The sequence below is a fragment of the Tepidibacter hydrothermalis genome (genome assembly GCF_029542625.1).
GTDB lineage: Bacteria > Bacillota > Clostridia > Peptostreptococcales > Peptostreptococcaceae > Tepidibacter_A > Tepidibacter_A hydrothermalis.
In genome coordinates, this window is the sequence record NZ_CP120733.1 from 3,419,855 (window position 1) to 3,446,551 (window position 26,697).

General features: G+C 33.0%; 23 protein-coding genes, 1 tRNA gene and 3 rRNA genes. 2 read left to right on the forward strand and 25 right to left on the reverse strand.

Annotated features, from left to right (window positions below; all coding sequences use genetic code 11):
• Window positions 1–27 precede the first annotated feature (27 nt).
• From rrf to P4S50_RS16145, 4 genes are all read right to left on the reverse strand, one after another.
• Window positions 28–144: ribosomal RNA gene (gene rrf / locus P4S50_RS16130) — 5S ribosomal RNA — on the reverse strand.
• Between the two features lie 4 nt (window positions 145–148).
• Window positions 149–222: transfer RNA gene (locus tag P4S50_RS16135), tRNA-Gly, on the reverse strand.
• 47 nt (window positions 223–269) lie between these two features.
• Window positions 270–3,188: ribosomal RNA gene (locus P4S50_RS16140) — 23S ribosomal RNA — on the reverse strand.
• An 87-nt stretch (window positions 3,189–3,275) separates the two neighbouring features.
• Window positions 3,276–4,792 (reverse strand): 16S ribosomal RNA (locus P4S50_RS16145).
• The 16S, 23S and 5S rRNA genes sit together here with 1 tRNA gene alongside, the layout of an rRNA operon.
• A gap of 307 nt (window positions 4,793–5,099) precedes the next feature.
• Between P4S50_RS16145 and P4S50_RS16150 the strand changes: the two genes are divergently transcribed.
• Both P4S50_RS16150 and P4S50_RS16155 read left to right on the forward strand, forming a co-directional pair.
• On the forward strand, window positions 5,100–6,371 hold the full coding sequence (locus tag P4S50_RS16150; RefSeq protein ID WP_277731852.1) for a YjiH family protein: 1,272 nt from the start codon (window positions 5,100–5,102) through the stop codon (window positions 6,369–6,371).
• A 195-nt stretch (window positions 6,372–6,566) separates the two neighbouring features.
• Window positions 6,567–7,034 carry a S1 RNA-binding domain-containing protein gene (locus P4S50_RS16155; RefSeq protein ID WP_277731853.1) on the forward strand — a complete coding sequence of 156 codons (468 nt, stop codon included), beginning with the start codon at window positions 6,567–6,569 and terminating at the stop codon, window positions 7,032–7,034.
• A gap of 37 nt (window positions 7,035–7,071) precedes the next feature.
• On the opposite strand, the gene P4S50_RS16160 is transcribed toward P4S50_RS16155, so the two are convergent.
• The 21 genes from P4S50_RS16160 to P4S50_RS16260 form a co-directional block, all read right to left on the reverse strand.
• Window positions 7,072–8,526 (reverse strand): methyl-accepting chemotaxis protein, encoded by a 1,455-nt coding sequence (locus tag P4S50_RS16160; RefSeq protein ID WP_277731854.1) that lies wholly within the window; start codon window positions 8,524–8,526, stop codon window positions 7,072–7,074.
• Window positions 8,527–8,718: 192 nt separating this feature from the next.
• Window positions 8,719–10,014 (reverse strand): glutamate-1-semialdehyde 2,1-aminomutase, encoded by a 1,296-nt coding sequence (gene hemL, locus P4S50_RS16165; RefSeq protein WP_277731856.1) that lies wholly within the window; start codon window positions 10,012–10,014, stop codon window positions 8,719–8,721.
• 14 nt (window positions 10,015–10,028) lie between these two features.
• Complete coding sequence (hemB, locus tag P4S50_RS16170; protein ID WP_277731857.1) at window positions 10,029–10,994, reverse strand: porphobilinogen synthase; 966 nt, start codon at window positions 10,992–10,994, stop codon at window positions 10,029–10,031.
• A gap of 2 nt (window positions 10,995–10,996) precedes the next feature.
• On the reverse strand, window positions 10,997–12,505 hold the full coding sequence (cobA, locus tag P4S50_RS16175) for a uroporphyrinogen-III C-methyltransferase (protein ID WP_277731858.1): 1,509 nt from the start codon (window positions 12,503–12,505) through the stop codon (window positions 10,997–10,999).
• On the reverse strand, window positions 12,493–13,398 hold the full coding sequence (hemC, locus tag P4S50_RS16180) for a hydroxymethylbilane synthase (protein ID WP_277731859.1): 906 nt from the start codon (window positions 13,396–13,398) through the stop codon (window positions 12,493–12,495). Before hemC ends, cobA begins: the two co-directional genes overlap by 13 nt.
• Window positions 13,376–13,972, reverse strand: coding sequence for a precorrin-2 dehydrogenase/sirohydrochlorin ferrochelatase family protein (locus P4S50_RS16185; RefSeq protein ID WP_277731861.1), 597 nt, complete (start codon window positions 13,970–13,972; stop codon window positions 13,376–13,378). Before P4S50_RS16185 ends, hemC begins: the two co-directional genes overlap by 23 nt.
• A gap of 42 nt (window positions 13,973–14,014) precedes the next feature.
• Window positions 14,015–15,250, reverse strand: coding sequence for a glutamyl-tRNA reductase (gene hemA, locus P4S50_RS16190; RefSeq protein ID WP_277731863.1), 1,236 nt, complete (start codon window positions 15,248–15,250; stop codon window positions 14,015–14,017).
• A gap of 70 nt (window positions 15,251–15,320) precedes the next feature.
• Window positions 15,321–16,076 (reverse strand): cobalt-precorrin-6A reductase, encoded by a 756-nt coding sequence (locus P4S50_RS16195; RefSeq protein WP_277731864.1) that lies wholly within the window; start codon window positions 16,074–16,076, stop codon window positions 15,321–15,323.
• Entirely contained in the window at window positions 16,073–16,798 is a 726-nt protein-coding gene (cobJ, locus tag P4S50_RS16200; protein WP_277731865.1) for a precorrin-3B C(17)-methyltransferase, read from the reverse strand. Before cobJ ends, P4S50_RS16195 begins: the two co-directional genes overlap by 4 nt.
• Window positions 16,795–17,829 (reverse strand): cobalt-precorrin 5A hydrolase, encoded by a 1,035-nt coding sequence (gene cbiG / locus P4S50_RS16205; RefSeq protein ID WP_277731867.1) that lies wholly within the window; start codon window positions 17,827–17,829, stop codon window positions 16,795–16,797. Before cbiG ends, cobJ begins: the two co-directional genes overlap by 4 nt.
• Window positions 17,813–18,565, reverse strand: coding sequence for a cobalt-precorrin-4 methyltransferase (locus tag P4S50_RS16210; protein ID WP_277731869.1), 753 nt, complete (start codon window positions 18,563–18,565; stop codon window positions 17,813–17,815). The genes cbiG and P4S50_RS16210 overlap by 17 nt, the downstream gene beginning before the upstream one ends.
• Complete coding sequence (locus P4S50_RS16215; protein WP_277731870.1) at window positions 18,565–19,125, reverse strand: decarboxylating cobalt-precorrin-6B (C(15))-methyltransferase; 561 nt, start codon at window positions 19,123–19,125, stop codon at window positions 18,565–18,567. Before P4S50_RS16215 ends, P4S50_RS16210 begins: the two co-directional genes overlap by 1 nt.
• A complete protein-coding gene (locus P4S50_RS16220; protein WP_277731871.1) occupies window positions 19,115–19,723 on the reverse strand; it encodes a cobalt-precorrin-7 (C(5))-methyltransferase in 609 nt (202 codons plus the stop codon). Before P4S50_RS16220 ends, P4S50_RS16215 begins: the two co-directional genes overlap by 11 nt.
• The gene (cbiD, locus tag P4S50_RS16225) at window positions 19,720–20,829 is read right to left on the reverse strand and encodes a cobalt-precorrin-5B (C(1))-methyltransferase CbiD (RefSeq protein ID WP_277731873.1); all 1,110 of its coding nucleotides are present in this window, start codon (window positions 20,827–20,829) and stop codon (window positions 19,720–19,722) included. Before cbiD ends, P4S50_RS16220 begins: the two co-directional genes overlap by 4 nt.
• A 31-nt stretch (window positions 20,830–20,860) precedes the next feature.
• Window positions 20,861–21,226, reverse strand: a complete 366-nt coding sequence (locus P4S50_RS16230) for a VOC family protein (RefSeq protein WP_277731874.1) — start codon at window positions 21,224–21,226, stop codon at window positions 20,861–20,863.
• Window positions 21,227–21,274: 48 nt separating this feature from the next.
• Window positions 21,275–21,424: a hypothetical protein gene (locus P4S50_RS16235; protein ID WP_277731875.1), complete on the reverse strand. Its 150-nt coding sequence runs from the start codon at window positions 21,422–21,424 to the stop codon at window positions 21,275–21,277.
• A gap of 351 nt (window positions 21,425–21,775) precedes the next feature.
• Window positions 21,776–22,408 carry a cobalt-precorrin-8 methylmutase gene (locus P4S50_RS16240; RefSeq protein ID WP_277731877.1) on the reverse strand — a complete coding sequence of 211 codons (633 nt, stop codon included), beginning with the start codon at window positions 22,406–22,408 and terminating at the stop codon, window positions 21,776–21,778.
• Window positions 22,383–23,282: a GHMP family kinase ATP-binding protein gene (locus P4S50_RS16245; RefSeq protein WP_277731878.1), complete on the reverse strand. Its 900-nt coding sequence runs from the start codon at window positions 23,280–23,282 to the stop codon at window positions 22,383–22,385. Before P4S50_RS16245 ends, P4S50_RS16240 begins: the two co-directional genes overlap by 26 nt.
• A gap of 1 nt (window position 23,283) precedes the next feature.
• Window positions 23,284–24,345 (reverse strand): pyridoxal phosphate-dependent aminotransferase, encoded by a 1,062-nt coding sequence (locus P4S50_RS16250; RefSeq protein ID WP_277731879.1) that lies wholly within the window; start codon window positions 24,343–24,345, stop codon window positions 23,284–23,286.
• A gap of 44 nt (window positions 24,346–24,389) precedes the next feature.
• Window positions 24,390–25,337, reverse strand: a complete 948-nt coding sequence (gene cbiB, locus P4S50_RS16255; RefSeq protein WP_277731880.1) for an adenosylcobinamide-phosphate synthase CbiB — start codon at window positions 25,335–25,337, stop codon at window positions 24,390–24,392.
• The gene (locus P4S50_RS16260; RefSeq protein WP_277731881.1) at window positions 25,334–26,692 is read right to left on the reverse strand and encodes a cobyrinate a,c-diamide synthase; all 1,359 of its coding nucleotides are present in this window, start codon (window positions 26,690–26,692) and stop codon (window positions 25,334–25,336) included. Before P4S50_RS16260 ends, cbiB begins: the two co-directional genes overlap by 4 nt.
• Between the last annotated feature and the right edge of the window lie 5 nt (window positions 26,693–26,697).

Genomic DNA, 26,697 nt, shown 5'->3' on the forward strand with positions numbered 1-26,697 from the left:
AACAATTAAAACCTTATAAAAAAGATTACGTGGCTACGTCTTACTCTCCCAGGGAGCTGCCCCCCAAGTACCATCAGCGCTAAAGAGCTTAACTTCTGTGTTCGGAATGGGAACAGGTGTATCCTCTTTGCTATAATAACCACATATTTGGAGCGGGTGAAGGGAGTCGAACCCTCGCAGCTGGCTTGGAAGGCCAGAACTCTACCACTGAGTTACACCCGCATAAAGTATTAAAAGTTAATACTCTCAAAATTGACCAGATTTAATAAAAGGTTAAGTCCTCGATCTATTAGTATTCATCAGCTGAACCCATTACTGAGCTTACACCTTGAACCTATCAACCAGGTAGTCTTCCTGGGATCTTACTCATAAAGATGGGAAATCTTATCTTGAGGTTGGCTTCGCGCTTAGATGCTTTCAGCGCTTATCCATTCCATACATAGCTACCCAGCTATGCCACTGGCGTGACAACTGGTGCACCAGAGGTATGTCCATCCCGGTCCTCTCGTACTAAGGACAGCTCCTCTCAAATTTCCTACGCCTGCGACGGATAGGGACCGAACTGTCTCACGACGTTCTGAACCCAGCTCGCGTACCACTTTAATGGGCGAACAGCCCAACCCTTGGGACCTACTACAGCCCCAGGATGTGATGAGCCGACATCGAGGTGCCAAACCTCCCCGTCGATGTGGACTCTTGGGGGAGATAAGCCTGTTATCCCCAGGGTAGCTTTTATCCGTTGAGCGATGGCCCTTCCACGCGGAACCACCGGATCACTAAGCCCGACTTTCGTCCTTGCTCGACCTGTATGTCTTGCAATCAAGCTCCCTTTTGCCTTTGCACTCTTCGCACGATTTCCGACCGTGCTGAGGGAACCTTTGGGCGCCTCCGTTACATTTTGGGAGGCGACCGCCCCAGTCAAACTGTCCACCTGACAGTGTCCCAAGACCAGATTCATGGTCTATGGTTAGAATCTCAATATTACAAGGGTGGTATCCCAAGGGTGACTCCACGAAAACTGGCGTTCTCGTATCTCAGTCTCCCACCTATCCTGTACATGTAATATCGAAATCCAATGCCAGGCTACAGTAAAGCTCCATGGGGTCTTTCCGTCCTGTCGCAGGTATCCGGCATCTTCACCGGAATTACAATTTCACCGAGTCTTTTGTTGAGACAGTGCCCAAATCGTTACGCCTTTCGTGCGGGTCGGAACTTACCCGACAAGGAATTTCGCTACCTTAGGACCGTTATAGTTACGGCCGCCGTTTACTGGGGCTTAAGTTCAATGCTTCGACTTGCGTCTAACACATCCCCTTAACCTTCCAGCACCGGGCAGGCGTCAGCTCCTATACATCGTCTTTCGACTTAGCAGAAACCTATGTTTTTGGTAAACAGTCGCTTGGGCCTATTCTCTGCGGCCTCTTCGGGCATACACCCTAATGAGGCACCCCTTATCCCTAAGTTACGGGGTCATTTTGCCGAGTTCCTTAACAAAAGTTCTCTCGCTAGCCTTAGAATTCTCTTCTCACCCACCTGTGTCGGTTTGCGGTACGGGTACCTTTAATCTCAGTAGAGGCTTTTCTTGACAGCATGAAATCGACTACTTCGCTACTTAATTTCGCTCCCCATCACACCTCAGAATTGCACCGACGGATTTGCCTATCAGTGCTCCCTTAATGCTTGGACCTACATCCAATAGTAGGATAGCCTATCCTTCTGTGTCACCCCATTCTTCAAACGATTATCGGTAGTACAGGAATCTCAACCTGTTGTCCATCACCTACGCCTTTCGGCCTCGGCTTAGGTCCCGACTAACCCTGAGCGGACGAACCTTCCTCAGGAAACCTTGGGTTTTCGGCCCGTAGGATTCTCACCTACGTCTCGCTACTCATGCCAACATTCTCTCTTCACTGCAGTCCACTAGTCCTTCCGGTCTAGCTTCAACCCGCAGTGAATGCTCCCCTACCCATTGACAAAGTCAATGCCGTAGCTTCGGTAGTAAGTTTTAGCCCCGATAATTTTCGGCGCAGGATCACTCGACCAGTGAGCTATTACGCACTCTTTGAATGAATGGCTGCTTCTAAGCCAACATCCTGGTTGTCTGTGCAATCCCACATCCTTTACCACTTAACTTACATTTAGGGACCTTAGCTGACGGTCTGGGCTGTTTCCCTCTCGACTATGAATCTTATCACCCACAGTCTGACTCCCAAGCAAAAGATAAAGGCATTCGGAGTTTGATAGTCTTCGGTAACCCATAGGGCCCCTAGGACATTCAGTGCTCTACCTCCTCATCTCTAAGCTTGAGGCTAGCCCTAAAGCTATTTCGGGGAGAACCAGCTATCTCCGAGCTCGATTGGAATTTCACCTCTACCCACAGCTCATCCCCGCACTTTTCAACGTGCGTGGGTTCGGACCTCCACGAAATTTTACTTTCGCTTCATCCTGGCCATGGGTAGGTCGCTCGGTTTCGGGTCTACGACAAGTAACTGAATCGCCCAGTTAAGACTCGCTTTCGCTACGGCTCCAGACCCTAAGTCCTTAACCTTGCTACTTATCGTAACTCGTTGGCCCGTTCTACAAAAAGTACGTGGTCACACTAATAATGTGCTCCCACAGCTTGTAGGCATAGGGTTTCAGGTTCTATTTCACTCCCCTTCCGGGGTTCTTTTCACCTTTCCCTCACGGTACTATACGCTATCGGTCACCAAGGAGTATTTAGCCTTGGGGGGTGGTCCCCCCAGCTTCCCACAGGGTTTCACGTGTCCCGTGGTACTCTGGAGTACGCTTGATGGTCTTCTCGTTTAATCTACAGGACTATTACCTTCTACGGTGGGTCTTTCCAAACCTCTTCGACTACAATACCTCCATCTTAATAAGCATATCCGCAACCCCTATGAAGAAAACTTCATAGGTTTGGGCTAATCCCCTTTCGCTCGCCGCTACTCAGGGAATCGATTTTTCTTTCTCCTCCTCGGGGTACTTAGATGTTTCAGTTCCCCCGGTTCCCCTCCTTAGACTATGAATTCATCTAAGGATACCTAGACATTACTCTAGGTGGGTTTCCCCATTCGGAAATCTCCGGATCAAAGATTGCTTGCATCTCCCCGAAGCTTATCGCAGCTTACCACGTCCTTCATCGGCTCTTGGTGCCAAGGCATCCGCCCTACGCCCTTAATAACTTAACCTAAATTTATTTAAATCTGTTCAATTTTCAAAGTACTAATTTTGAGGAATAAACCCTCAAAATTAAACAGTAGGTTATTTCTCCTTAGAAAGGAGGTGATCCAGCCGCACCTTCCGATACGGCTACCTTGTTACGACTTCACCCCAGTCATTGATTTCACCTTCGGCAGATTCCTCCTTGCGGTTGGATATCTGACTTCGGGCGCCCCCAACTTCCGTGGTGTGACGGGCGGTGTGTACAAGACCCGGGAACGCATTCACCGCGACATTCTGATTCGCGATTACTAGTAACTCCAGCTTCATGCAGGCGAGTTTCAGCCTGCAATCCGAACTGAGACTAGCTTTAAGAGATTAGCTTGACCTCGCGGTTTCGCAACTCTCTGTACTAGCCATTGTAGCACGTGTGTAGCCCTAAGCATAAGGGGCATGATGATTTGACGTCATCCCCACCTTCCTCCGAGTTATCCTCGGCAGTCTCTCTAGAGTGCCCATCCGAAATGCTGGCAACTAAAGATAAGGGTTGCGCTCGTTGCGGGACTTAACCCAACATCTCACGACACGAGCTGACGACAACCATGCACCACCTGTCACCTCAGTCCCCGAAGGGAAAGCTTCGATTAAGAAGCGGTCTGAGGGATGTCAAGCTTAGGTAAGGTTCTTCGCGTTGCTTCGAATTAAACCACATGCTCCGCTACTTGTGCGGGTCCCCGTCAATTCCTTTGAGTTTCACTCTTGCGAGCGTACTCCCCAGGCGGAGTGCTTAATGCGTTAGCTGCGGCACCGAGGGGGGTAACCCCCGACACCTAGCACTCATCGTTTACGGCGTGGACTACCAGGGTATCTAATCCTGTTCGCTCCCCACGCTTTCGTGCCTCAGCGTCAGTTACAGTCCAGAGAGCCGCCTTCGCAACTGGTATTCCTCCTAATATCTACGCATTTCACCGCTACACTAGGAATTCTACTCTCCTCTCCTGCACTCAAGCCCTACAGTTTCAAAAGCTTACTACGGTTGAGCCGTAGCCTTTCACTTCTGACTTGCAGGGCCGCCTACGCACCCTTTACGCCCAGTTATTCCGGATAACGCTTGCCCCCTACGTATTACCGCGGCTGCTGGCACGTAGTTAGCCGGGGCTTCCTCCTAAGGTACCGTCATTATCTTCCCTTAGGACAGAGCTTTACGACCCGAAGGCCTTCATCGCTCACGCGGCGTTGCTGCATCAGGGTTTCCCCCATTGTGCAATATTCCCCACTGCTGCCTCCCGTAGGAGTCTGGACCGTGTCTCAGTTCCAGTGTGGCCGATCACCCTCTCAGGTCGGCTACCCATCGTCGCCTTGGTAAGCTTTTACCTCACCAACTAGCTAATGGGACGCGGGTCCATCCTACACCGATAAAATCTTTGACATTTTTAAGATGCCTTAAAAATGTATTATCTCGTATTAGCATATCTTTCGATATGTTATCCGTGTGTATAGGGCAGGTTACCCACGCGTTACTCACCCGTCCGCCGCTAAGATTAAGAAGCAAGCTTCTTAATCTCCGCTCGACTTGCATGTGTTAGGCACGCCGCCAGCGTTCATCCTGAGCCAGGATCAAACTCTTAAATAAAAGTTTGTCAGTACTCAGTAACTGACTTTATGTGTTGTTTCCGAAAATCACTGTTTGTGATTTATTTATAACCTACTGTTTAATTTTCAAAGTTCATTTGTTGTGTTTCGTGTTTGCCTCGTTGTTGAGGACAAGTAATAATATATCACCTTTGAACATATCCGTCAACACTTTTTTTTAAGTTTTTTATAAAATATATTAAGTGTAGTTCTTCCCTCAATGTTATTCATAATTTTAAAATTATATAATTCCTATAGAATAAAATACAAGTTAATTCATTATATATAATAAAAGGGGGTTATAAAATATGATTAAATTCATTATATACAACTTCATAGGTATATTCATATTTTTTACACCTATAAAATTAAATAACAAAATAACAATACCAATAGATCATATTATTATATATATAAATAATCATTATATAAATTATATATGTATATATACTTTAGTACTCATTGCATTAGGAGTTTTTTATCCTTTTATAACAAAATCATGGAATAAGAATAGATTTAATAAAATAATTTCTTTTTTTAATTTTTCAAGTATATTTGTAGGTGTTATATTTGTTGCTGATTTAGATAACTTCTATTTTATATCTAAGGATATGTTATCAATTATATTTAATAATATAACTATTCCTATTAGTATAGCTATTCCGATAGGATCTATTTTTTTAACTTTTTTAATAGATTACGGTCTTTTAGAGTTTATAGGAATTTTAATGCAACCTATTATGAAGCCACTCTTTAAAGTACCGGGTAAATCTGCAATAAATGCTTTAGCATCTTTTTTAAGTAATTCCTCTATAGGAGTTTTTATTACGGATACTATTTTTAAAGATAGTAAGTATAGTATTAAAGAAGCTAGTATTATAGTTACAGGATTTTCTACTGTATCTATAAGTTCGATGATCATTATAGCTAAAACTCTAGATCTTATGAGTATGTGGAATGCTTATTTTATAACTACATTAATAGTAACTTGTTCTGTAACCTCAATCACAGCTAGGATACCTCCTCTTAGCAGAAAAAGTAACTCTTATATTTCATCTAATTTTGTTATAGAAGCTAAAATCTACAAAAATTTTATTAGAAACGGTTGGACTGAAGCTATTAAATCCATACATAAACCTATTGATATATATGATAGTTTATATAAAAACTTCAAAAATGGTTTTATAGTAACTATAACAGTTCTACCTTCAATAGTATCAATAGGTACTACAGGTTTAATTTTGAGTAAGTATACTTGTTTTATAGATTTACTAGCATATATTTTTTATCCAGTATTGAAAATACTACAGCTTCCAGAACCAATGCTTACTGCTAAATCTGCATCCCTTGGCATAATAGACTTATTTTTGCCATCACTTCTAATAACAGATTCATCATTTTTAACTCGATTTATAATAGGTGTAGTATCAGTAAGCTCAGTATTATCATTTTGCTCATGTATACCTTGTATTTTATCTACAAAAATACCATTATCTGTTTCAGAATTATTTTTGATATGGATAGAAAGAGTAGTATTTTCTTTTATAATAGTTACTCCCATAGTCACTTTAATTATTTGACTTTTTCCATATCAAAAACTTAATTATATTTTTATGTTTAAAGGTTGCAAAAAAGCGTAAAAATATATATTATAGATAGTTGAAAAGATAATTTAAAAATTTGTTTTTTGTTAAAGTTATATGCTATATTAATTAATATAAGTAACTCAAATTTTAAAATTATTTGTAAACTATAAAATTTTTAGGAGTGTGTCTATGTGTAAGAAATTTGAAATTGGCAATATTATTGAAGGTACAGTAACAGATGTTAAGCCTTTCGGTGCTTTTGTGGCTATAGATGAAAAAACTAAAGGATTAGTTCATATTTCACAAATTAGTCATAACTTTATAAACGATATAAATGAACATATTTCAGCTGGGGATAAAGTTAAAGTTAAAATTATAAGCATTGATGAAGAATCTAAAAAGATATCTCTTTCAATTAAGCAAGCAAAACCTTTTACTCCAAGACCTAAAGATAAACCTTCTTATAGTTCTAATTCTAACTCTGGTTCTAACTATAAATCTAACTCTAGCTCAAACTACAGAAATAAGGATTTTTCTAAAAATAAATTCCAAGCAAAACCTAAAAAAGAAAGTTCTCTTGATGATAAGTTAAAAGATTGGTTGAAGCAATCAGACGATCGTCAAGCTACTTTAAATAAACGTAGCAAGAGAAGATAATAAAAAAACTCTCAGACTAAGCTGAGAGTTTTTTTTATTATAAGAATACATTTTGGTTATTTTTATCTATTTCTTTAGTTTTTGAAATAATAATATCAAATAGTTCAAATAATTTAGTAGAATTATTTTTAGCTTTATATAAATATTCTTTAGCATTCTTATTATCATTGTCTTTAATGCAATTTATCATATCTTCTCCTACATTATGTAATTCATTGTGTAAATTATCTATTTGACTCCATATAGGTGTTATTTCTTTATGAGAAGGAGTTAGATTAAAATAAAAATGTCCAAAATGGCATTTTTTATCGTTTGTTTGTATAGGCAATATCTTCATAGTGTTATACATTTCTTCTAGTATATTCATCCAATTTGAATGAGCTTTTATTGCATCCTCAAATATGTTTATAAAGTTTTCATTAGACATATAGTAATTAGGATTTTTTGCCAGATTCTTGGATATGTCTGTTAGATTTTGAGATGCCTGTTCTATTTTATCTAGCCCCTTTATAGTATCATTTATATTGTGTGTTACATTATTTAAATTATAAGAAACATCAGCAATAGCTATAGCTACCTCTTTAGTTTCATCTATAGAATATGTTATTTCTTGATTAGATGCAGCAAATTGTTGAGAGTACGCTGATATTTGAGACATTTCATTGGATATTTGTATTATATTTTCCTTGTCTTTAGAAAAATCTCTATTTATATCTTTTATCAAGTTTTTAATAGAATTAATGTTTTTATTAGTCATTTTAATACTATTTTCACTATGTGTTGAATATTTGCTCATATCATTTATCAAACTATTTATGTTCTCAAGTAAATTTTTTGTATCATCAGATAATTTTCTTATTTCCTCAGCTACTACTGCAAATCCTTTTCCTGCTTCACCTGATCTTGCTGCTTCTATGGAAGCATTCAAAGCTAATAAATTAGTTTGTTCAGATATTTTATCTATTTGGAGCATGGAATCAGTGACCTTCTTAGACGTTTTTATTAAGTGGTCTACATTATCTACTATAGCTTTAGATTGCATATGTATTTGATTTATATCATTTTCTATGTTCAGTATATTTTCAGAGTTTTTAACTGTACTTTCTTCTATATCACATACTTTGTCTTCCATACTTTGTAATGACATCGCCATATCTGTGCAAGCAGATGATATTTCATTTTGATTTTTTGATAGTGTGTCTAAATCTTTAGTCATTGTGCTTGAAATATTTTTTAATAGACTTGTACTTTCTTCTATTTTATCTGATTCATGGTATAGCTCAAGTTTAAAACTACTTATTCTTCCAGCAATATAAAATATATCATTTAATAGAGTTCTTATTTCTTCTCTGTCCTCTATTTTATTTTGAGCTAATCTTACTACACTCTCAAATTTCTGTTTTAATTTTTCATCGTTTATAACTTCCTCAAATTTACCTTCTATTATCTTTTCTATACATTCATCTATATTTATTTTTTTATTAAAGATCATAATTCCTCCTAAGTTCAAGTTGTTTTTGTTATTTATATCCATATTATATTATTTTCAAACAAAAATCATTAGCTTTCGACATTTTTTCGTTATTTATTTTCATTTATTAATGATTATCATTTTTCTTAAGTTGAATTTACTCAGTAAAAAAGCGCTGATAATATTATCAGCGCTTTTTAGGAAAACTTTTTATTATTTGTTAAATGCTATTTTCATAGCCTCATAACTTGATTTTATTGTATAGTCTATATCCTCATTTGTATGAGCATTAGATAGGAACATTGCTTCAAATTGAGTTGGAGCAAGTAAAATTCCTCTTTCTATTAATTCTTTGAAGTATATATTGAATTTTTCTACATCACACTTCATCACATCTTCATAATTCTCTATAGGTCCATTTGCAAAGAAAAGACATACTAAAGATCCTGCTCTATTTACAGTACCTTCTATGTTAAGCTTTTTAAGATTTTCCTTAAGACCATTTTCAAGTCTTATAGCTTTTTCTTCAAGCTCTTTATATATATTTTGATTGTCTTTTAATATGCTTATATTTTTATATCCCATATACATAGCAAGAGGATTTCCAGACAATGTTCCAGCTTGATATACTGGTCCTACAGGAGATACCATATCCATTATTTCTTTCTTACCACCATAAGCTCCAACAGGAAGTCCTGCTCCTATGATTTTTCCAAGACATGTCATATCTGCCTTTATTCCATAATGCTCTCCTGCTCCACCATAAGCTAATCTAAATCCTGTTATTACTTCATCAAATATCAGAACAGATTTATACTCATTTGTTATATCTCTAAGTCCTTGTAAAAATTCTTTCTTACCTGCAACGACTCCCATATTACCTGCAACAGGCTCTACTATCACAGCTGCTATATCTTGTCCATGTTCTTCAAATATTTGTTTCACTGAATCTAAATCATTGTATCTACATACAAGTGTATCTTTTACTACATCTGCTGGAACTCCAGGGCTTGTAGGTACTCCGTATGTTATTGTGCCAGATCCTGATTTAACAAGCAATGCATCAGAATGTCCATGATAGCATCCTTCAAATTTTAATATTTTATTTCTCTTAGTGTAAGCTCTAGCTACTCTTAAAGCACTCATAGTAGCTTCTGTTCCTGAGTTTACCATTCTAACCATTTCTATAGAATCATATGCCTGACATATTAATTTTGCCATTTTCACTTCTATTTCTGTAGGAACTCCATAGCTTGTTCCTCTTCTTATTATATCTTCAACACCGCTTAAAACTTCTTCATTACTGTGTCCTAGCATTAATGGTCCCCAAGAACATATATAATCTATATATTCATTTCCATCTACATCATATAATCTAGATCCCTTAGCGTGGTCTACAAATATAGGGTTAAGTCCAACTGATTTAAATGCTCTAACTGGACTATTCACTCCACCAGGTATATATTGTACAGCTTCACTATATATGCTCTCAGATTTAGTCGTATTCATAGTAGTCATCTCCTCTATTTTCTAAGCATTCTAGATATATCTTTTGCAAAATAAGTTATTATTATATCAGCTCCAGCTCTTTTAATAGATACAATACTTTCCATTATGGCTTTTTCATCTAATAACCCATTTTTAACAGCAAGTTTTAACATAGAGTATTCTCCACTTACGTTGTATGCTGCTATAGGCATATTGAAATTGTCCTTTATTCTTCTTATAACATCTAAGTATGAAAGTGCAGGTTTTACCATAACTATATCTGCTCCTTCTTCTATATCAAGTTCTACCTCACGTACAGCTTCATCTGTGTTTGCTGGATCCATTTGATAAGATCTTCTATCTCCAAAAGATGGTGCTGAATGAGCTGCATCTCTAAAAGGACCATAGAATGAAGATGCGTATTTAGCACTGTATGCCATTATAGGTGTATTTTCATATCCTGCTGCATCTAAAGTTTTTCTCATATGACCTATTCTTCCATCCATCATATCAGATGGAGCTACCATATCTGCTCCTGCCTCTACATGACTTAAAGCTATTCTTGATAGATACTCTAATGTCTTATCATTATCTACATATCCATTTGGACGTAGTATTCCACAGTGGCCATGGCTTGTATACTGACACATACAAATATCTGTAATAACATATATATCATTAGTAAGTCTCTTTATCTCTCTTGTAGCCTTTTGAACTATTCCATCTTCTGCATAAGCTTCTTTTCCATACTCGTCTTTTTCATCTGGAACCCCAAATAACATTACATACTTTATTCCAAGCTCTTTTAACTCATTAACCTCTTCTTCTAATTTATCTACAGATAGATGATAAACATCAGGAAGTGATCCTATCTCTTTCTTTATATTTTCTCCCTCAACAATAAATAGTGGATATATTAAATTATCCATCTCAATTCTTGTTTCTCTTACTAAATCTCTTACAAGTTCACTACTTCTAAGTCTTCTAGGTCTTTTAATCACTGTTATTCCCCCTTAATATCTTCTATAATTGTATTTAAAATTCCATCTATAGTATAATCCTTAGCTTCTTTGTGAACCTCTAAATTAAAATCGCTCACAGTATTTGAAGTTATAGGTCCTATAGATATCAATTTTGCCTTTTTAAGCTTGTCTACATTATCTCTTCCTACTATCTTAACTAAATTTTTAACTGTAGATGAGCTTGTAAATGTTATATAATCCAATTTATTAGAATCTAACATTTCAAGAATTTTATCTTTATTTCCATCACCTAAAACAGTATTGTATATCTTAACCTCTTTAACATAACATATTTTATCTAATTTATCTACCAAATAATCCCTAGCTTCACTAGCTCTTGGAATTAATATTTTATCATCTTTAACTAACAAGTCCTTTAACTCATCGTATATAGATTCAGCTACGAACTTTGGAGGCACTATATCAGCTATTATCCCTTTTTTCTTAAGGTCTTTAGCTGTAGCTGGTCCTATCGCTACTATTCTTATATTTCCTAGTTTTCTAACATCAAAGTCTAGTTCATTTAATCTATTAAAAAATATCTTAACAGCATTCTGGCTTGTAAATATTATATAACTGTAATCCTGAATATTCTTTATTTGATTATCTAACTCTTCATTAGGAGTTATCTCTTCTATTTTTATAGTTGGAAACTGTATAGGGTTACCACCTAAATCCATTACTTTCTCTAATAATTTACTGTTTTGAGCTCTAGCTCTTGTTACAAGTATATTCTTTCCAAATAAATCTTTTTGCTCAAAGAAATTTAGCTTATCTCTAAGATTTACAACATCTCCTACAACAATCAAACTAGGTGGCTTTATATTTTCTTTAATAGATATATCATATATATTTTCAAGATTTCCAGTTACTACCCTTTGGTTATATCTAGTTCCCCAGTTTATAAGAGCAACAGGAGTATCCTTACTCTTACCCTCATTAATTAAATTAGAACATATATTATTAAGGTTCTTAACTCCCATTAAAAATACTAAAGTTCCATTGAGTTTAGCTAACGACTTCCAATCAAGTTCCTGTTCTTCATTTTTTAAATGCCCAGTTATAACATGAAATGAAGAAGCATAATCTCTATGAGTTATAGGTATTCCCGCATAACAAAGTCCTCCTATAGCAGAAGTTATACCTGGAACTACTTCAAATTTAACACCTCTTTCAAGAAGATACTCTCCTTCTTCTCCTCCTCTACCAAAAACATAAGGGTCTCCACCTTTAAGTCTTGTTACAACTTTGCCCTCTTTTGCCTTTTGGCATATAACATCATTTATTTCATCTTGAGTCAATGTATGATCACTAGATGCTTTTCCTACATATATGAATTCGCAACCACCTTTAGCTTCATTAAGTAAATTCTCATTAGCCAATCTGTCGTATACTATTACATCTGCCTTTTTAATACACTCTAAACCCTTTAATGTAATTAACTTATAATCTCCAGGCCCTGCCCCTACTAAATATACTATTCCGTACATGGTTTCATCTCCTCTAGTATAATATCAGCAAGCTTATATCCTAACTCTTTAGCTTCATCTACACTACCTTCTACAAAGGTTCTTACTATTCTACTTCCATCCTCTGTTCCAAATAAACCATCAAGCTTTATTCTATCTTCATCCACAGTACAAAATGCTCCTACAGGTATATGGCAACCTCCATCAACACCATGTAAGAAAGCTCTTTCCGCTTCAACCTCAATACAAGTTTTATCATCTTTTATAGATGATACTATATTTTCTATACTCTCATCATTTTCTCTTATTTGTATAGCTAAAGCTCCTTGAGCAGGTGCTGGAAGCATTATATCAGTCGGTATATAAAAACTTATCTCATCTTCTATATTTAATCTATGAAGTCCAGCTGCTGCTAAAACTACACCATCAAGATTTTCTTCTTTAATTTTTCTTATTCTAGTTCCAACATTACCTCTTATAGAAACTACTTCTAAATCCTCTCTATACTTAAGTAATTGATACTTTCTTCTTTTGCTTCCTGTACCAATTTTAGCTCCTCTTGGAAGATCATATATAGTCTTGTATCCTTCTCTCAAAACTAATACATCTCTGTAATCCTCTCTTTTAGGAACTGCAGCAAACTTAAGTCCATCTGTAACATTAGATGGCATATCTTTCATAGAGTGAACAGCTATATCAATTTCTTTATTTAAAAGTTGTTCTTCTATCTCTTTTACGAATAATCCCTTATCACCAATCTTATCAAGTGCTATATTCTGGATTCTATCGCCTTTAGTCTTTATTATCTTAATCTCAAATTCCACATTAGGATTTGAATTTCTAAGGTTTTTTATGACCCATTTAGTTTGACTTAGGGCAAGATCACTTCCTCTAGTTCCAACTATTATTTTCATAATCAAGTCTCCTCTTTTTAAGTTCTTCTAGATTTAAGTTTACTAATTCGTTTAGTATTCTTTTCTTTTCATCCTTGTCCGTACATCTTTGTAAAACTAAATTTCTTATATCTCCTAAGATGCTTACATATTCTTCATACTCTATACCATAGTTAATCTCAAGTTCTTTTCTTATCTTAGAAGCAAGAGATGGGCTTTTACCCATAGTTGATACACTAATAACTAAATCCCCTCTTTTTATACTAGATGGAACTATAAAATCGGATAAATTTATATCATCAGCTATATTACACATAATATTATTCTCGCTACAGTAATTAGATATATCCTCATTTACCTTTTTACTAGATGTAGCAGCTATAACTAAAAATGATTTTTTTAAATAATCACTTCTATATTCATCGTTTATAAGTTTGACATCTATACTATAAAATTCTTTTATAAACGAAGTGCTTACAACCTTAACATTACAATTAAACTCTAAAAACTTGTTTGCCTTTCTAAAAGCTACTTTTCCTCCACCTATTATAGTTACATTTTTATTGTCTAGGTTTATCATCATAGGGTAAAACACGAAATCACCTCTAGAATCAATTTATTGTTTAAAACTCTTGTTTTAAAGGTCAAATAACTCCTCAATTATATTAGTATAATCTTTTACTTTTCCCTCATCCTTAGTTGACTTAAGCTTTATAATAGGTTCTCTAACAACCCTTTTAAGAGCAGAGTTCAACATTTTTTCTATTATCTTCTTTTCTCTACAATCAAGATCTAATTTTCTATATATATACTCAAGTGTATCTTTTTGAATATCACTGCATCTTTCATTTAAAGATTTTATAGTTGGATCTACCTTTATGCTACTCATCCAATCTAAAAACTCATTTGTACTCTCATCTATAATTTCTTTAGCTACTTTAGATAACTCGATTCTTCTTTGCTCGTTTTCATCCGATATTTTTTTAAGATCATCTATATCATAAACATTGATATTTGAAAGCTCACTAACAGACTCTTCAACATCACGCGGAAGAGCTATATCCATTATATAAACTTCATTGTCTATGTCCATAATCTCTTCTTTTCTTATTATAGTATGAGGAGATGCCGTTGCAGTTATAACAATGTCTACTTCTTTTAATATCTCATATCTTTTTTCATATTCTATAGGTTTCACCATAGGAAAATCATCACTTAAATCTAAAACTTTTTTATGGGATCTATTTGCCATATATATTTCATCTAAATCTTCTTCCATTAAGTGTTTAAGAGCTAATATACTCATCTTTCCAACACCTATTATAAGAGCTTTCTTATTTTTTAATGTTCCAAGTTTTTCTTTTAAGAACTTAACTCCTATATAACTTATAGATAACGGATTTTCAGATATTTTAGTTTCACTTTTTATGTTTTTGCTAGTAGTTATAGCTTCTCTAAAAAGCTTATTTAAAATCTTACCACTAAAACCAAGTTCCATTGAAAATAGTATAGCCTCTTTTGCTTGTCCAAGAATTTGATCTTCTCCTAAAACTAATGAATCAAGACCAGATGCTACTTCATATATATGATTTATAGCTTGTTTATGTTTTTTATCAAATAAATATTCTCTAATTTCATTTTCATCGAAGTAATCTTCATAAAAATCCTTAACAACCTCAATCTTTGAATCTATATCTTTAGCGACTATATATATCTCACTTCTATTGCAAGTTGATAAAATAATCACTTCTTCAATTCCATTATCAAGTAATAAATTTGCACCTTCTATTTTCTTTGATTCTGTAAAAGATACCTTTTCTCTTACCCTAATAGGAGCAGTTTTATGATTAACCCCTATAACTGCTACTTTCATAATTTCGCCTCCATTACAAATTCGTCTAGTCGCTCTGCACTGACTCATGTAGCCAACGACCCTTAACTGTCTAATTGCTCAATAATAGTTGCACATTTAGTTCTTCAATGTCATCTATCTTTTGTGGATAATCAAGGCTAGGTCTTAGTATTACTATAGTTTTTATATTTGAGTCAATACTTGCTCTTAATTTTTCTTCAAATCCTCCAGCTGCTCCACTTTCCTTTGTTATAACCAAGTCGCAATTATAAAACTTGTATAACTGCTTGTTTATATCATAAGAAAAAGGACCTTTCATAGCCACTATATTATGAGCTTTTAATCCTAAATTCTCACAAGCTCTTAATACTTCAGATGTCGGTAAAACTCTAGCTATAATATTTTTATTCTTTAAATTTCCAACAAAATCTCCTAGGTTTTTGCTTCCTGTAGATAAAAATATATTCTCACCTATTTTATTTGCAACATCACAAGCTTCTTTTATATTATTAACCTTTATTACGTTCTCATGTTCTAATATATCACTTGATCTTCTCTCATATCTTATATATTTTATACTTAGTTCATAACTTGCATCCATGGCATTCCTGGATACATCTAAAGCATACGGATGAGTTGCATCTAAAATAATTTTTATATTATTTTGTTTAGCAAATTTAATCATATCATACTTATCTAATCTAGCTACATTAATATCTTCACAGTATTTTTTGGAAATTTCTTTTCCATACTCAGTTGCAACAGATAGAATATATGATTTACCCATTTTATTGAGCAAATCACATATTTTTAAGCTGTCGCTAGTTCCTCCAAGAACTAGTATCATATAACATAACCCCTTGGAGTTATCATCTTATCACCATGTATATAAGTAGATTTATTTCCTATTATTACAATAGTCGTCATATCAACAGTTTCAAAATCTATATCCTTGTATTTTACAACTTGTTTGCACTGACCATCTCTAGCTACATCCTTAACTATTCCAACAGGTATATCATCTGACTTAAACTCACCCATTATTTCAAACGCTCTCTTTAAGTGATCTTTTCTTCCCTTACTTCTAGGATTATAAAGACATATTACAAAGTCAGCTTCAGCAGCAAGTTTTAGTCTTTTTTCTATAACATCCCAAGGAGTAAGTAAGTCACTAAGACTTATATGACAAAAATCATGCATTATAGGAGCTCCAAGTACAGCTGCTGCTCCTATGCTAGCAGTAACTCCAGGTACGATTTTTACATCTATATCTAAGTTTTGCTTAGTTACAAGTTCAAGAATAAGACCTGCCATTCCATATATTCCACTATCTCCACTACTTATAACAGCAACTTCTTTACCTTCTTTAGCCTTATCTATAGCATCCTGACATCTCTCGATTTCTTTTCTCATTCCATTTTGAACTACTTCTTTATCTTTTATGAATTCTTCAACTAAATTTATATAAGTTTTATACCCTACTATAACTTCACTTTTTTCTAGTGCTGATATAGCTTCATTAGTCATAAGTTCCTTGCTACCTGGGCCTATTCCTATTACATAAATCATTTCAATCTCCCCAATCCAAAAGTTATTCCTTTATATTTTGTTTTGTTTACAATCAAATTTTCACCACTTAATATATATGCAACTGGCTCAACTACTGAATATACCCCAATAGATTTCTTTACAAACTCTGATTTTTCAAATTTATCTTCAACTTTTAGTATTTTTTCTCTTGATACTATTTTAAATTCTACTTCGAGTTTGCTTGCTAAATCCATTATAGCTTTTTCATCTTTTTTTAAATCTACACTTCCAACTGTCTTTATAGAGTTTTTGTCTATATCTTTTTTATCTAAAAAATCTTCAAAAGACTCATACATCAAATTAGAATCTGTGTGTCTTCTACACCCAACTGATAATACATTGTTTCTGGGAGTTACCTTTATAATATCTTTATGCTTTATATCTATATATTTCTTATTAGTTATGTAAATTAAAGTATCTAAATCACTTATATTATTTTTATCATTTATTATTACAAACCCTCTAGTATCTATATCATAGTTACCATCCATGTATATACCTACTTTTTTTCCTTCTACAAGATATGAATTTACTTTCTTCACATTTTCTTTAAAATTATCTATATGTGCATCTATCTTTTTTATTATCATATCAAGTGATGATTTGTTATTCACATCTGTAGCAGTAGTTATAACTGGATTAGAATTTAGATAATCACTAAGCTTCATAGTCATCTCATTCGCTCCACCTATGTGACCAGATAAAAGACTTATTACATTTTTTCCCATCTCGTCCATTACTATTATGGCAGGATCTTGTGTTTTGTCCTTTATATAAGGGCAAATACTTCTAACTACAATCCCCGTTGCCATTATAAATATCAAATAATCGTATTTGTAGAATATATCTCCTACAAATTCTTTAAATTTTCCTTTTATACTTATAGTATCATCGCAGAGGAACTTGTCATTGACATATACATCGCACTTTATATACTTTTTTATAGTAAGTGCAAGTTTTTTTCCATTTGAAGTAAGTGCTATTACCGCTTTATTACTTTCTGTATTCATGTTTAAATTCCTTATCGTACAATTTTGAGTAATTGTACTCTTTGCCAAGAAATTCTCCAACCATTATAAGAGCTGTTTTATTTATACCTTCTTCTTTAACCTTATCAGCTATATTTTTCAAGTTACCTTTAACTATCTTCTCTTCTTTCCAAGTAGCCTTATATACAACAGCTATTGGAGTCTCTTCTGTGTATCCACCTTCAATAAGTCTAGATACAACCTTTCCTATTTCTTGAACAGATAAGAATATTACCATAGATGTCTGATGCTTTGCAAAAGATTCTATAGATTCTTTCTCTGGTACCGGAGTTCTTCCTTCCATTCTAGTTATGATAACACTTTGAGATATCTCAGGAACTGTATACTCAACTCCAAGAGCTGATGATGCTCCAAGGAATGAACTTACTCCTGGTGTACAATCGTATCCTATATCCTCCTTAGCAAGTTCTTCTACTTGTTCTCTAATTGAACCATATATAGAAAAATCACCTGTTTGAAGTCGTACAACACTCTTATTTTCCTTAACTCCTTTTTTCATAACATCTACTATTTCTCCTAAATCCATATAAGCACTGTTATGAATTTCGCATCCTTCTTTACAATACTCAAGAAGTTCTGGATTAACTAAAGAACCAGCATATATAACAACATCAGCCTCGCTCAATAATTTGTATCCTTTTAAAGTTATAAGTTCTTTGTCTCCTGGTCCTGCCCCTACAAAATGAATCTTCATCATTATCTACCCCTTTTACATGAAATTATATATGTTGGATTTAAAGGCTTGAAATAATTTCCTTTACCTAGTTTTGCAAGCCTTGATACACAAACTTGTACACACTCTATATCTTCAAACCCTTGTTCTTTAAGTATTCTTAAAGACTCATTGAGTGTTTCAACTATTATACAGTTAATAACCAATGTTGCACTTTCATTTAATAATCCTTTAAGCCATATTATTATCTCTTCTAAATTTCCTCCACTGCCTCCTATAAAGGCTGAATCTATTTTTTTATCAAAATAATCAACTGGTGCGTATTCCTTAATAACTTGTATATTATCTATATTGAATTTAGCTATATTTTTATGTATAAGCCCTACTGCTTCTTCATTTTTCTCTATAGTAAAAACACTTAGATCTTTATTATCTAAAGCTGCTTGTATACTAATGCTTCCTGTTCCGCCACCTACATCAAGGAATGTGCTACAATTCTTTAGATTTAGTTTACTTATAGATAAAGTTCTAATTTCTTCCTTAGTCATAGGTACCTTACCCCTTATGAATTCACTATCCTTCATCATATATCACCACTACATTCATATCAAATTTATCTACATTAATTATATCTTCACAAGGTGCTATAGTTATTTTCTCATTTTCATAAGAAAGGTTCTCTCCTACTACCATAACCTTGTTTAACTTTCTTTTTATTATCTCTTTTGCAATTTCCTTTGGCCCTATTATATTATCTGTAACTAATGCTACTTTTTTATGAGATAATATATAATCGAAATCTGGTTGTTTGCCATGGCAACTGCTTATATATATATCATTCATATCCATACCAATTCTTGAGAATATATACTGAATAGAGCTTATTCCCGATACTATATTCACATTTTCGCTTCCAAGTTCACTAACCATATACTTTCCTATACCGTATATACTTGGATCTCCTGAAGCTATTATCGATATGTTTTTATCCTTATTCTCATTTATATAATCTATAATTTTTTTAAGGCTTCCTTTTATCTCTACCTTTTCTCCATCAAAATCATTGAAACTATCTAAATTCCTAGTTCCACCTATTAATACGTCACTTTTATGTACTATATTCTCACCTATCTTAGTCAGGTAATTTAAATTTCCAGGCCCTATCCCAATTATGTTTATCATCTAAATACCTCCAAAAGATTATCTGCACCAGTGCTTTTTCCAAGTGTATCAAGTTCCATAGAAAATAGCATAATCTCAACTTCTATATCATTATCTAGTCTTTGAATAACTCTCTCTCTTCCTTTGTTCGCTATAATATCATAGACTTTTTCATATCCATTCTCAGATATTATATCTATTGCTGCCTCTGTAGTTGGACAATTATATATATCTTTTAAAACACTTATATCAGCTCCCATTAAAGCCAAGTGAGTTATAAGTATCTCCATCCTACAATCAGCCATCTTACTATGAGTATGAAAAATACCACCAGCAAGCTTTACAAACTTGCCTAAATGACCTACCATAAGTATCTTTTCAAATCCAAACCTTTCAGCTTCCTTTATCATATACCCTACAAAGTTGCTAGTTCTAACAACATAATTAGAATCAATATTTAATACATCTTTTACGAAATTCTCTCCGTGATTTCCTGGAACAAGTATAATATTTTTAATTCCCTGCTTACTTTTCATATTAAGTTCAATAGAAAGAGACTTCTTCCAACCTTCCTCAGACATAGGCTCTACAATTCCAGTAGTTCCTATTATAGATATACCACCTTCTATTCCAAGTCTTGGATTAAAAGTCTTTTTAGCAATTTCCTCACCTTTTGGAATATAAACTAAAACATCTGCTCCTAAATCCCCTATAACTTCCCTAACTTCCTTTTCTATCATCTGCATAGGAACCTTGTTAATAGCAGCATTTCCAATAGGAATATTAAGACCTTTCTTAGTTACCCTTCCAACACCAATACCGCCATCTATATTGATAATCCCAGTGTTATTTATAGTAACCTTTGCAAATATATCTAACTTATGAGTAGCATCCTTGTCATCTCCCCCATCCTTCTTAACAGAAGCCACAGCATAACCTTGTCCTACTTCCTGATTCTCAACATTCAAATCAAGCTTTATCCCTTTGGGCGTATCTATCTGGATAGTATCTACCTTTTGTTTGCTTAGAGCCATAAAAGCCGCAGCCTTAGCTGCCCCAGTAGCAGTAGACCCGGTAGTATAACCCCTTCTATACTTCTTTCCATCTATATAAACATACTTTTCCATAGCATCCCTCTTTTACGAGAATATTTAATTATTAAAAGTTCTCTACTAGCTCAATTCTTTCTCCATCTAAACCTTCATAGAACATTATTTTTTTCTTTCCAACTACTTTATAACTATCAAGTAGTTGTTTAATTCCCAAACCATTCATTTTCTTTATTTCATATTCAATATCATCCACTTTAAAAGCTATATGATCTATAACTCCTCTTTCCCTTTTGTATTCTTCATGAATATATTGAAGTAATTCTATCGTTTGACCACTAACATCCAAATACACAAATTTAAGACGCTCATCTTCCATTTTCCCAATAATCTTGCAGTCAAAAACTTTCTCATAAAACTCTGTAGACTTCTCTATATCACTAACTACAATACTTATATGATCTATACAATACATATAACTATCCCCTTTTTAATATTTTAAATCCTCAATCTCTTAATGTTTCTATAAGTTATTTATCTTTTTTGAAATCATATCCCACTTATCTTTAAAATCTCCAAATACAAGAGCTAAAACTATAGCAACTGGTATATAAGCAATAAATGCAATTGTCTTTAGTAAATTTTTATATACTAATTTGCAATTCATTGTCATTAGAATACATCTCCTTTTATAAGAATGAGTGTTGTAATTCAGTCACTTTAAAACTCACTTTAACGTTAAATACTAAATTATAAAAATTATGGTCGTTTAAATGTTAGCTACTTTTGTTTAATATTTTTCTATAAAACTTAGATTATGCTGTTAAAATATTCGTTAAGAAAGTTCGTTGTCTGACCAACGGGAGTTTAGAACTTTTAGGATATTTTATAAAGCAAAATCTTTAGTTTTATAAAAATATTGTATAAGTAGCGTTATTTAAATGAGTATAATTTTCCGATTAGAAACATCAACCCTCTGATAACTCTCGTTTTTTACTTAAGCTCCGCTTCTAAATTTCTAAAATTATATACTATACAGCACTGCATTAACTATAGCAGCCGCTAAATTACTTCCACCTTTTCTTCCCTTAGCCAATATATATTCATTATCACTTTTCTCAAGCTCATCCTTAGACTCAGCAGCTCCAACAAATCCAACAGGAACTCCTATAATAGCATCAGGATTTAATTTTCCTTCTTTTTTCATTTCCATTACTTTATAAAGTGCAGTAGGAGCATTTCCCATTACGAATATTTTTCTTCCTTCTTCGCTAGCTGCTTTTTCTACTGCTGCCATGGATCTTGTCATTTTCTTTTCCTTAGCAATTTTTGCAACTTCTTCATCTGCAACAAAACACTTTATTTCACAACCTAGTGCCTTTAACTTTCTCTTGTTTATTCCTGATAAAGCCATATTTGTATCTGTATATACGGTTGCTCCAGATTTTAGAGCATCTACTAATTTATCAACTGCTCTATCAGATATTTTAAGTATATCTAAGTATTCAAAATCAGCTGTTGTATGTATGCATCTTTTTATTATTTTTTCTTCTATTTCATTCTTAAACTCATAACCAGGTCTAATTTCATCAATTATACCTTGTATTATTTCAAAACTCTTAACCTCTATCTCACTTGGATTTTTTATGTACTTCATATGACCCTCCCTTTAATCCTGCTCTTATAACATTTAACGAGTATATTTTTTTATATTTTTTATCTATTTTATTCATAATCAATTTTTCTTTAAGCTTAGCTTCATCCATATCTTTATCTAGTATTATTCCTACAACAGTTCCACTGTGAGCTACATTAACACCATAAGCTCCATAGTCTTCGCTTATTTTTATAATTTCACTCAAACCTTCCTTTTTATGTATATTTTCATTAAGTATTGAACTTATAGTTGCAGCTTTTCCTACCAAGCTTAAATCTTTATTTTCAAATCCTTTTTCTAATATATCAAAAGCATATTTTAGCTTTTCCTCGTTTGCCTTTTTTTTAATAAAATAATCCTGCCTCTTTCTTATATGTTGAGTATTCAACCTTTCATCAGGCTCAAGAGTTAATATTTTTATTCCATCTATATAGCCTAACTTCTTAAAGATTTCACCTTTTAATGGATCAAAAATACAATTATCATTTATATATATAGAATCTGTAGGCTCAATTGTTGCTGCAATTTTTGATATTTCCTCATCTGTCATATCTTTATTTAAAAAGCTAAGTGTAGCTTTTATAGTAGCTCCTATATCCGCCGTAGAACTTGCCATCCCTTTTCCTAAAGGAATATTACTTTTTATTCTTAAAGATATATTTTTAGTATCATTTTTGCTAAAGCCAAAATGTTCAAATACCTTTTCTAAAGCCCTTCTTGATTTGAAGTGTCCTCTATTTACATTATTAGATTTTTCATAAATATCAGCCCTTGAATACATATTTACAGCATAAGATACTAAATATTCTTTGTCCTTTATCATACCCTGGATAAATTCTCCACATGAACCTGGGCAAATTCCATAGTGTTTCATGCTATACCCCCATTATTTCTTTCAATGCAGTTATTAATTTCTGATTTTCTTCTCTTTTTTTAACTGCAACTCTTATATATTTTTTATCTAACCCCTTAAAATTAGATGCATCCCTTACTAATATATCTTTATTTATAAATAGTTTTTCTTTTACATAGTTTGAATCATGTTTTTTTAGTTTTAACAATATAAAGTTTGTATCTGTATTAAAGCATTCTATACTGTCTATTTTATTTAATTCTTTTAACATATAACTTATCTCTTTTTTTAAATAATCCTTCGTATTTCTTATATAATTTATATCTTTAAATATATATTTACATATATTTTCAGCAAATGAATTTACAGTCCATGGCTCTTTGATTTTCCACATATCGTAAATTATCTTTTCATTGCTGGTTATACCATATCCAAGTCTCACTCCAGGAAGTCCAAAGAACTTAGTAACAGCTTTTATAATGAATAAATTGCTGTACTTATCTACATATTCAACTAATGAATATTTATAACTGTCCTGTACAAACTCCATAAAAGTTTCATCCACTATCATAATTTTTTCATGTGTTTTTAATAAATCTAATAGTTCTACAAGATTTTGAACATTTCCACTTGGATTATTAGGGTTACATACAAATAAGAAATCGAATTTATCTATATTTTGTTCTATGTATTTTATATCTACTTTAAACCCTTCATCTAAATATAAATCCACTACCTTTAAATTATTAATGATAGCAGCTCTTTCATATTCTGAAAATGTAGGATTTAAAATCCCTAATCTTCCATCTAATACCTTCATAATCATATATATTATCTCGCTGGCACCATTTCCAGGTACTATATATTCATAGTTTAAATTTAAATAAGAAGATATATTGCCTCTCAAATTTAAATACTCTATATCCGGATATTTTATACTATTTTTCAAACCTTCAAGTACATATTCTTCTATGTTCTTGGGTGTATATGGATTTATATTAGAGCTAAAATCTAATATATTTTCACTCTTATTATACTTACTTATCATTTGATTGACATCTGCTCCATGCCCAAGCTTTATCATCTAGTAAATACCCCTTTTCTATATCTTTTCTCTATTAAAATTTATTATATTACCTTCTGTATAAAAGTAAATATTACTAAACTTAAAATTGAAGTTAAATACATTATTTTATTTGTTTTTAATATATCATCTGGTTCTATATCTCTTAACTTATCTCCAATAGTAGGCTTGTATACTTTTTCTCCAAAGTATACATTAGTTCCACCAAGCTGTATATTAAGTGCACCTGCTACTGCTCCTTCTGGATATGCACAATTTGGACTCTTATGATTCTTTCTATCTCTTATAAACACTTTTATACTTTTTTTAAAGTCAAAACCTAACAATAAAGAAGCCATAGCCATTATGCAAGCAGTTATTCTAGCTGGTATAAAATTGAATAAATCATCTATTTTAGCAGATGCAAATCCTAAATTCATATACTTATCATTTTTATATCCAACCATAGAATCTAAAGTGTTTACAGCCTTATACATCATTCCAAGTGGTGCTCCACCTATAAATATATACATCATAGGTGCTATTATCCCATCTACTGTATTTTCTGCAACAGTCTCCACAGTAGCCCTTATAATCTCATCTTTAGATAAATTTTGTGTATCTCTTCCAACTATAAAAGAAAGTTGTTTTCTAGCCTTTACTATATCATCTTCTTTTAATACATTATAAATTTTAACCGCTTCATCTTTAAGACACTTTGTTGCAAATATAGTATATATAATCAATGAATTTACAACTAAGTATAAGTAATAGTTCGCATTCATAGATAATTTTACAATCGATTTTGTTACAAAATAAGTTGTAAATACCACTATAAAATTTAAAAAGAATCCTCCTATTTTAAGACTTTTTTCAGTCTTAAATATCTTTCTTATTATTTTCTCTATGTAATTAATAAATTTACCTATATATATAACAGGATGTGGTAGACTATATGGATCTCCAAATATAATATCTAGCATATATCCTGTATAAATTGATACTATATTCATTTATTTTCTACCGCCTTATTTAAAAAGTTTATAGGAATATTTAGATTAGAGTAAAAATGAGTATGTAGATATGTTGCTAAAGTATTTTTCTTTTGATATCCACCCATCCACTCTTTTATTATTTTAGAATCTCTCTCCTTTTTTACCTCATAAACACATTTTTCATCAGTTATGAATTCTGAGTGATGAAATTCATGTCCAAAAACTACATCTTCTTTTTTAGATATAGTAGTGTCTACTAAAGCACATCCTTTTGCATAACCAAACCTTCTAAGGGATTTTGTCATCTCGCTCTTACCCTTTAATATTCCAACCATCTCGTATTCTTCATTATCTTTATTAACTATACTCTCACCCAAATACATAAGACCTCCGCATTCGGCATATATAGGTTTGTTATTATCATGATATTTTCTTATTTCTTCTCGTATAGATTTATTTTGCTCTAGTTCTTTTGCAAATATTTCTGGGAAGCCACCGCCTATATATATACCATCACACTCAGGTAAATGCTTGTCCTCTAAAGGGCTAAACGTCTTTATATTCACTCCCATATCCTTTAACATATCTATATTATCCCAGTAATAAAAATTAAATGCCTTATCATATGGTATCGCTATTGTTATATTTTCAAATTTAGGTAAATCACCTTTAAAGCTTGATACTACATCTTCTGATTTTGATATTTCTATTAGTCTATCAACATCTATATGATCTTCTATTATTTGTGCTAAATCGCTAAATTTTCGTTCTAATTCATCCATTTCAATTGTGGGTACTAGTCCTAGGTGTCGGGAAGGAAGGGAAAATTCTATATTTCTTGGAATATATCCAAGAACTTCAACATCTGTATACTTTTCGATAGCTTTTTTTACTATATCAAAGTGGCTTTTAGATGCTATATTATTTATTATAACTCCTCTTAAATCAATGTTTTTATCTAAGCTTTTATATCCTAAAACCATAGCCGCTGCAGATGTAGCCATGCTTTTACCATCTATAACTAATAAAACAGGAGCTTTAAGTATTTTTGAAGTATATGAGCTTGTACATGAATCTATATCTATTCCAAATCCATCATACAGTCCCATAACACCTTCTATTACAGAAATATCTGCATCCTTAGAATTTTTTAGGTACAAATACTTTATTTTCTCATCATCTAGCATGAAAGAATCTAAATTTCTAGAATTTCTCTTAGTTATATATGTATGATACGAAGTATCTATATAATCGGGCCCTACCTTATAAGGTTGAACTTTGAGACTTCTTTTTTTCAAAGCTGCCATTATTCCCATTGAAACAGTAGTCTTACCTACTCCACTGCTAGTTCCTGCGATTAATATCTTATTCAATCAAC

Excerpts from the sequence above, each read along its gene's own strand:
- P4S50_RS16150 (WP_277731852.1), top strand. The coding sequence starts at position 5,100 with ATGATTAAATTCATTATATACAACTTCATAGGTATATTCATATTTTTT.
- P4S50_RS16155 (WP_277731853.1), top strand. The coding sequence starts at position 6,567 with ATGTGTAAGAAATTTGAAATTGGCAATATTATTGAAGGTACAGTAACA.
- P4S50_RS16160 (WP_277731854.1), bottom strand. The coding sequence starts at position 8,526 with ATGATCTTTAATAAAAAAATAAATATAGATGAATGTATAGAAAAGATA.
- hemL (WP_277731856.1), bottom strand. The coding sequence starts at position 10,014 with ATGAATACGACTAAATCTGAGAGCATATATAGTGAAGCTGTACAATAT.
- cobA (WP_277731858.1), bottom strand. The coding sequence starts at position 12,505 with ATGTACGGAATAGTATATTTAGTAGGGGCAGGGCCTGGAGATTATAAG.
- hemC (WP_277731859.1), bottom strand. The coding sequence starts at position 13,398 with ATGAAAATAATAGTTGGAACTAGAGGAAGTGATCTTGCCCTAAGTCAA.
- hemA (WP_277731863.1), bottom strand. The coding sequence starts at position 15,250 with ATGAAAGTAGCAGTTATAGGGGTTAATCATAAAACTGCTCCTATTAGG.
- P4S50_RS16195 (WP_277731864.1), bottom strand. The coding sequence starts at position 16,076 with ATGATACTAGTTCTTGGAGGAACTAGCGACAGCTTAAAAATATGTGAT.
- cobJ (WP_277731865.1), bottom strand. The coding sequence starts at position 16,798 with ATGATTTATGTAATAGGAATAGGCCCAGGTAGCAAGGAACTTATGACT.
- cbiG (WP_277731867.1), bottom strand. The coding sequence starts at position 17,829 with ATGAATACAGAAAGTAATAAAGCGGTAATAGCACTTACTTCAAATGGA.
- P4S50_RS16210 (WP_277731869.1), bottom strand. The coding sequence starts at position 18,565 with ATGATGAAGATTCATTTTGTAGGGGCAGGACCAGGAGACAAAGAACTT.
- P4S50_RS16215 (WP_277731870.1), bottom strand. The coding sequence starts at position 19,125 with ATGAAGGATAGTGAATTCATAAGGGGTAAGGTACCTATGACTAAGGAA.
- P4S50_RS16220 (WP_277731871.1), bottom strand. The coding sequence starts at position 19,723 with ATGATAAACATAATTGGGATAGGGCCTGGAAATTTAAATTACCTGACT.
- cbiD (WP_277731873.1), bottom strand. The coding sequence starts at position 20,829 with ATGGAAAAGTATGTTTATATAGATGGAAAGAAGTATAGAAGGGGTTAT.
- P4S50_RS16230 (WP_277731874.1), bottom strand. The coding sequence starts at position 21,226 with ATGTATTGTATAGATCATATAAGTATTGTAGTTAGTGATATAGAGAAG.
- P4S50_RS16235 (WP_277731875.1), bottom strand. The coding sequence starts at position 21,424 with ATGACAATGAATTGCAAATTAGTATATAAAAATTTACTAAAGACAATT.
- P4S50_RS16240 (WP_277731877.1), bottom strand. The coding sequence starts at position 22,408 with ATGAAGTACATAAAAAATCCAAGTGAGATAGAGGTTAAGAGTTTTGAA.
- P4S50_RS16245 (WP_277731878.1), bottom strand. The coding sequence starts at position 23,282 with ATGAAACACTATGGAATTTGCCCAGGTTCATGTGGAGAATTTATCCAG.
- P4S50_RS16250 (WP_277731879.1), bottom strand. The coding sequence starts at position 24,345 with ATGATAAAGCTTGGGCATGGAGCAGATGTCAATCAAATGATAAGTAAG.
- cbiB (WP_277731880.1), bottom strand. The coding sequence starts at position 25,337 with ATGAATATAGTATCAATTTATACAGGATATATGCTAGATATTATATTT.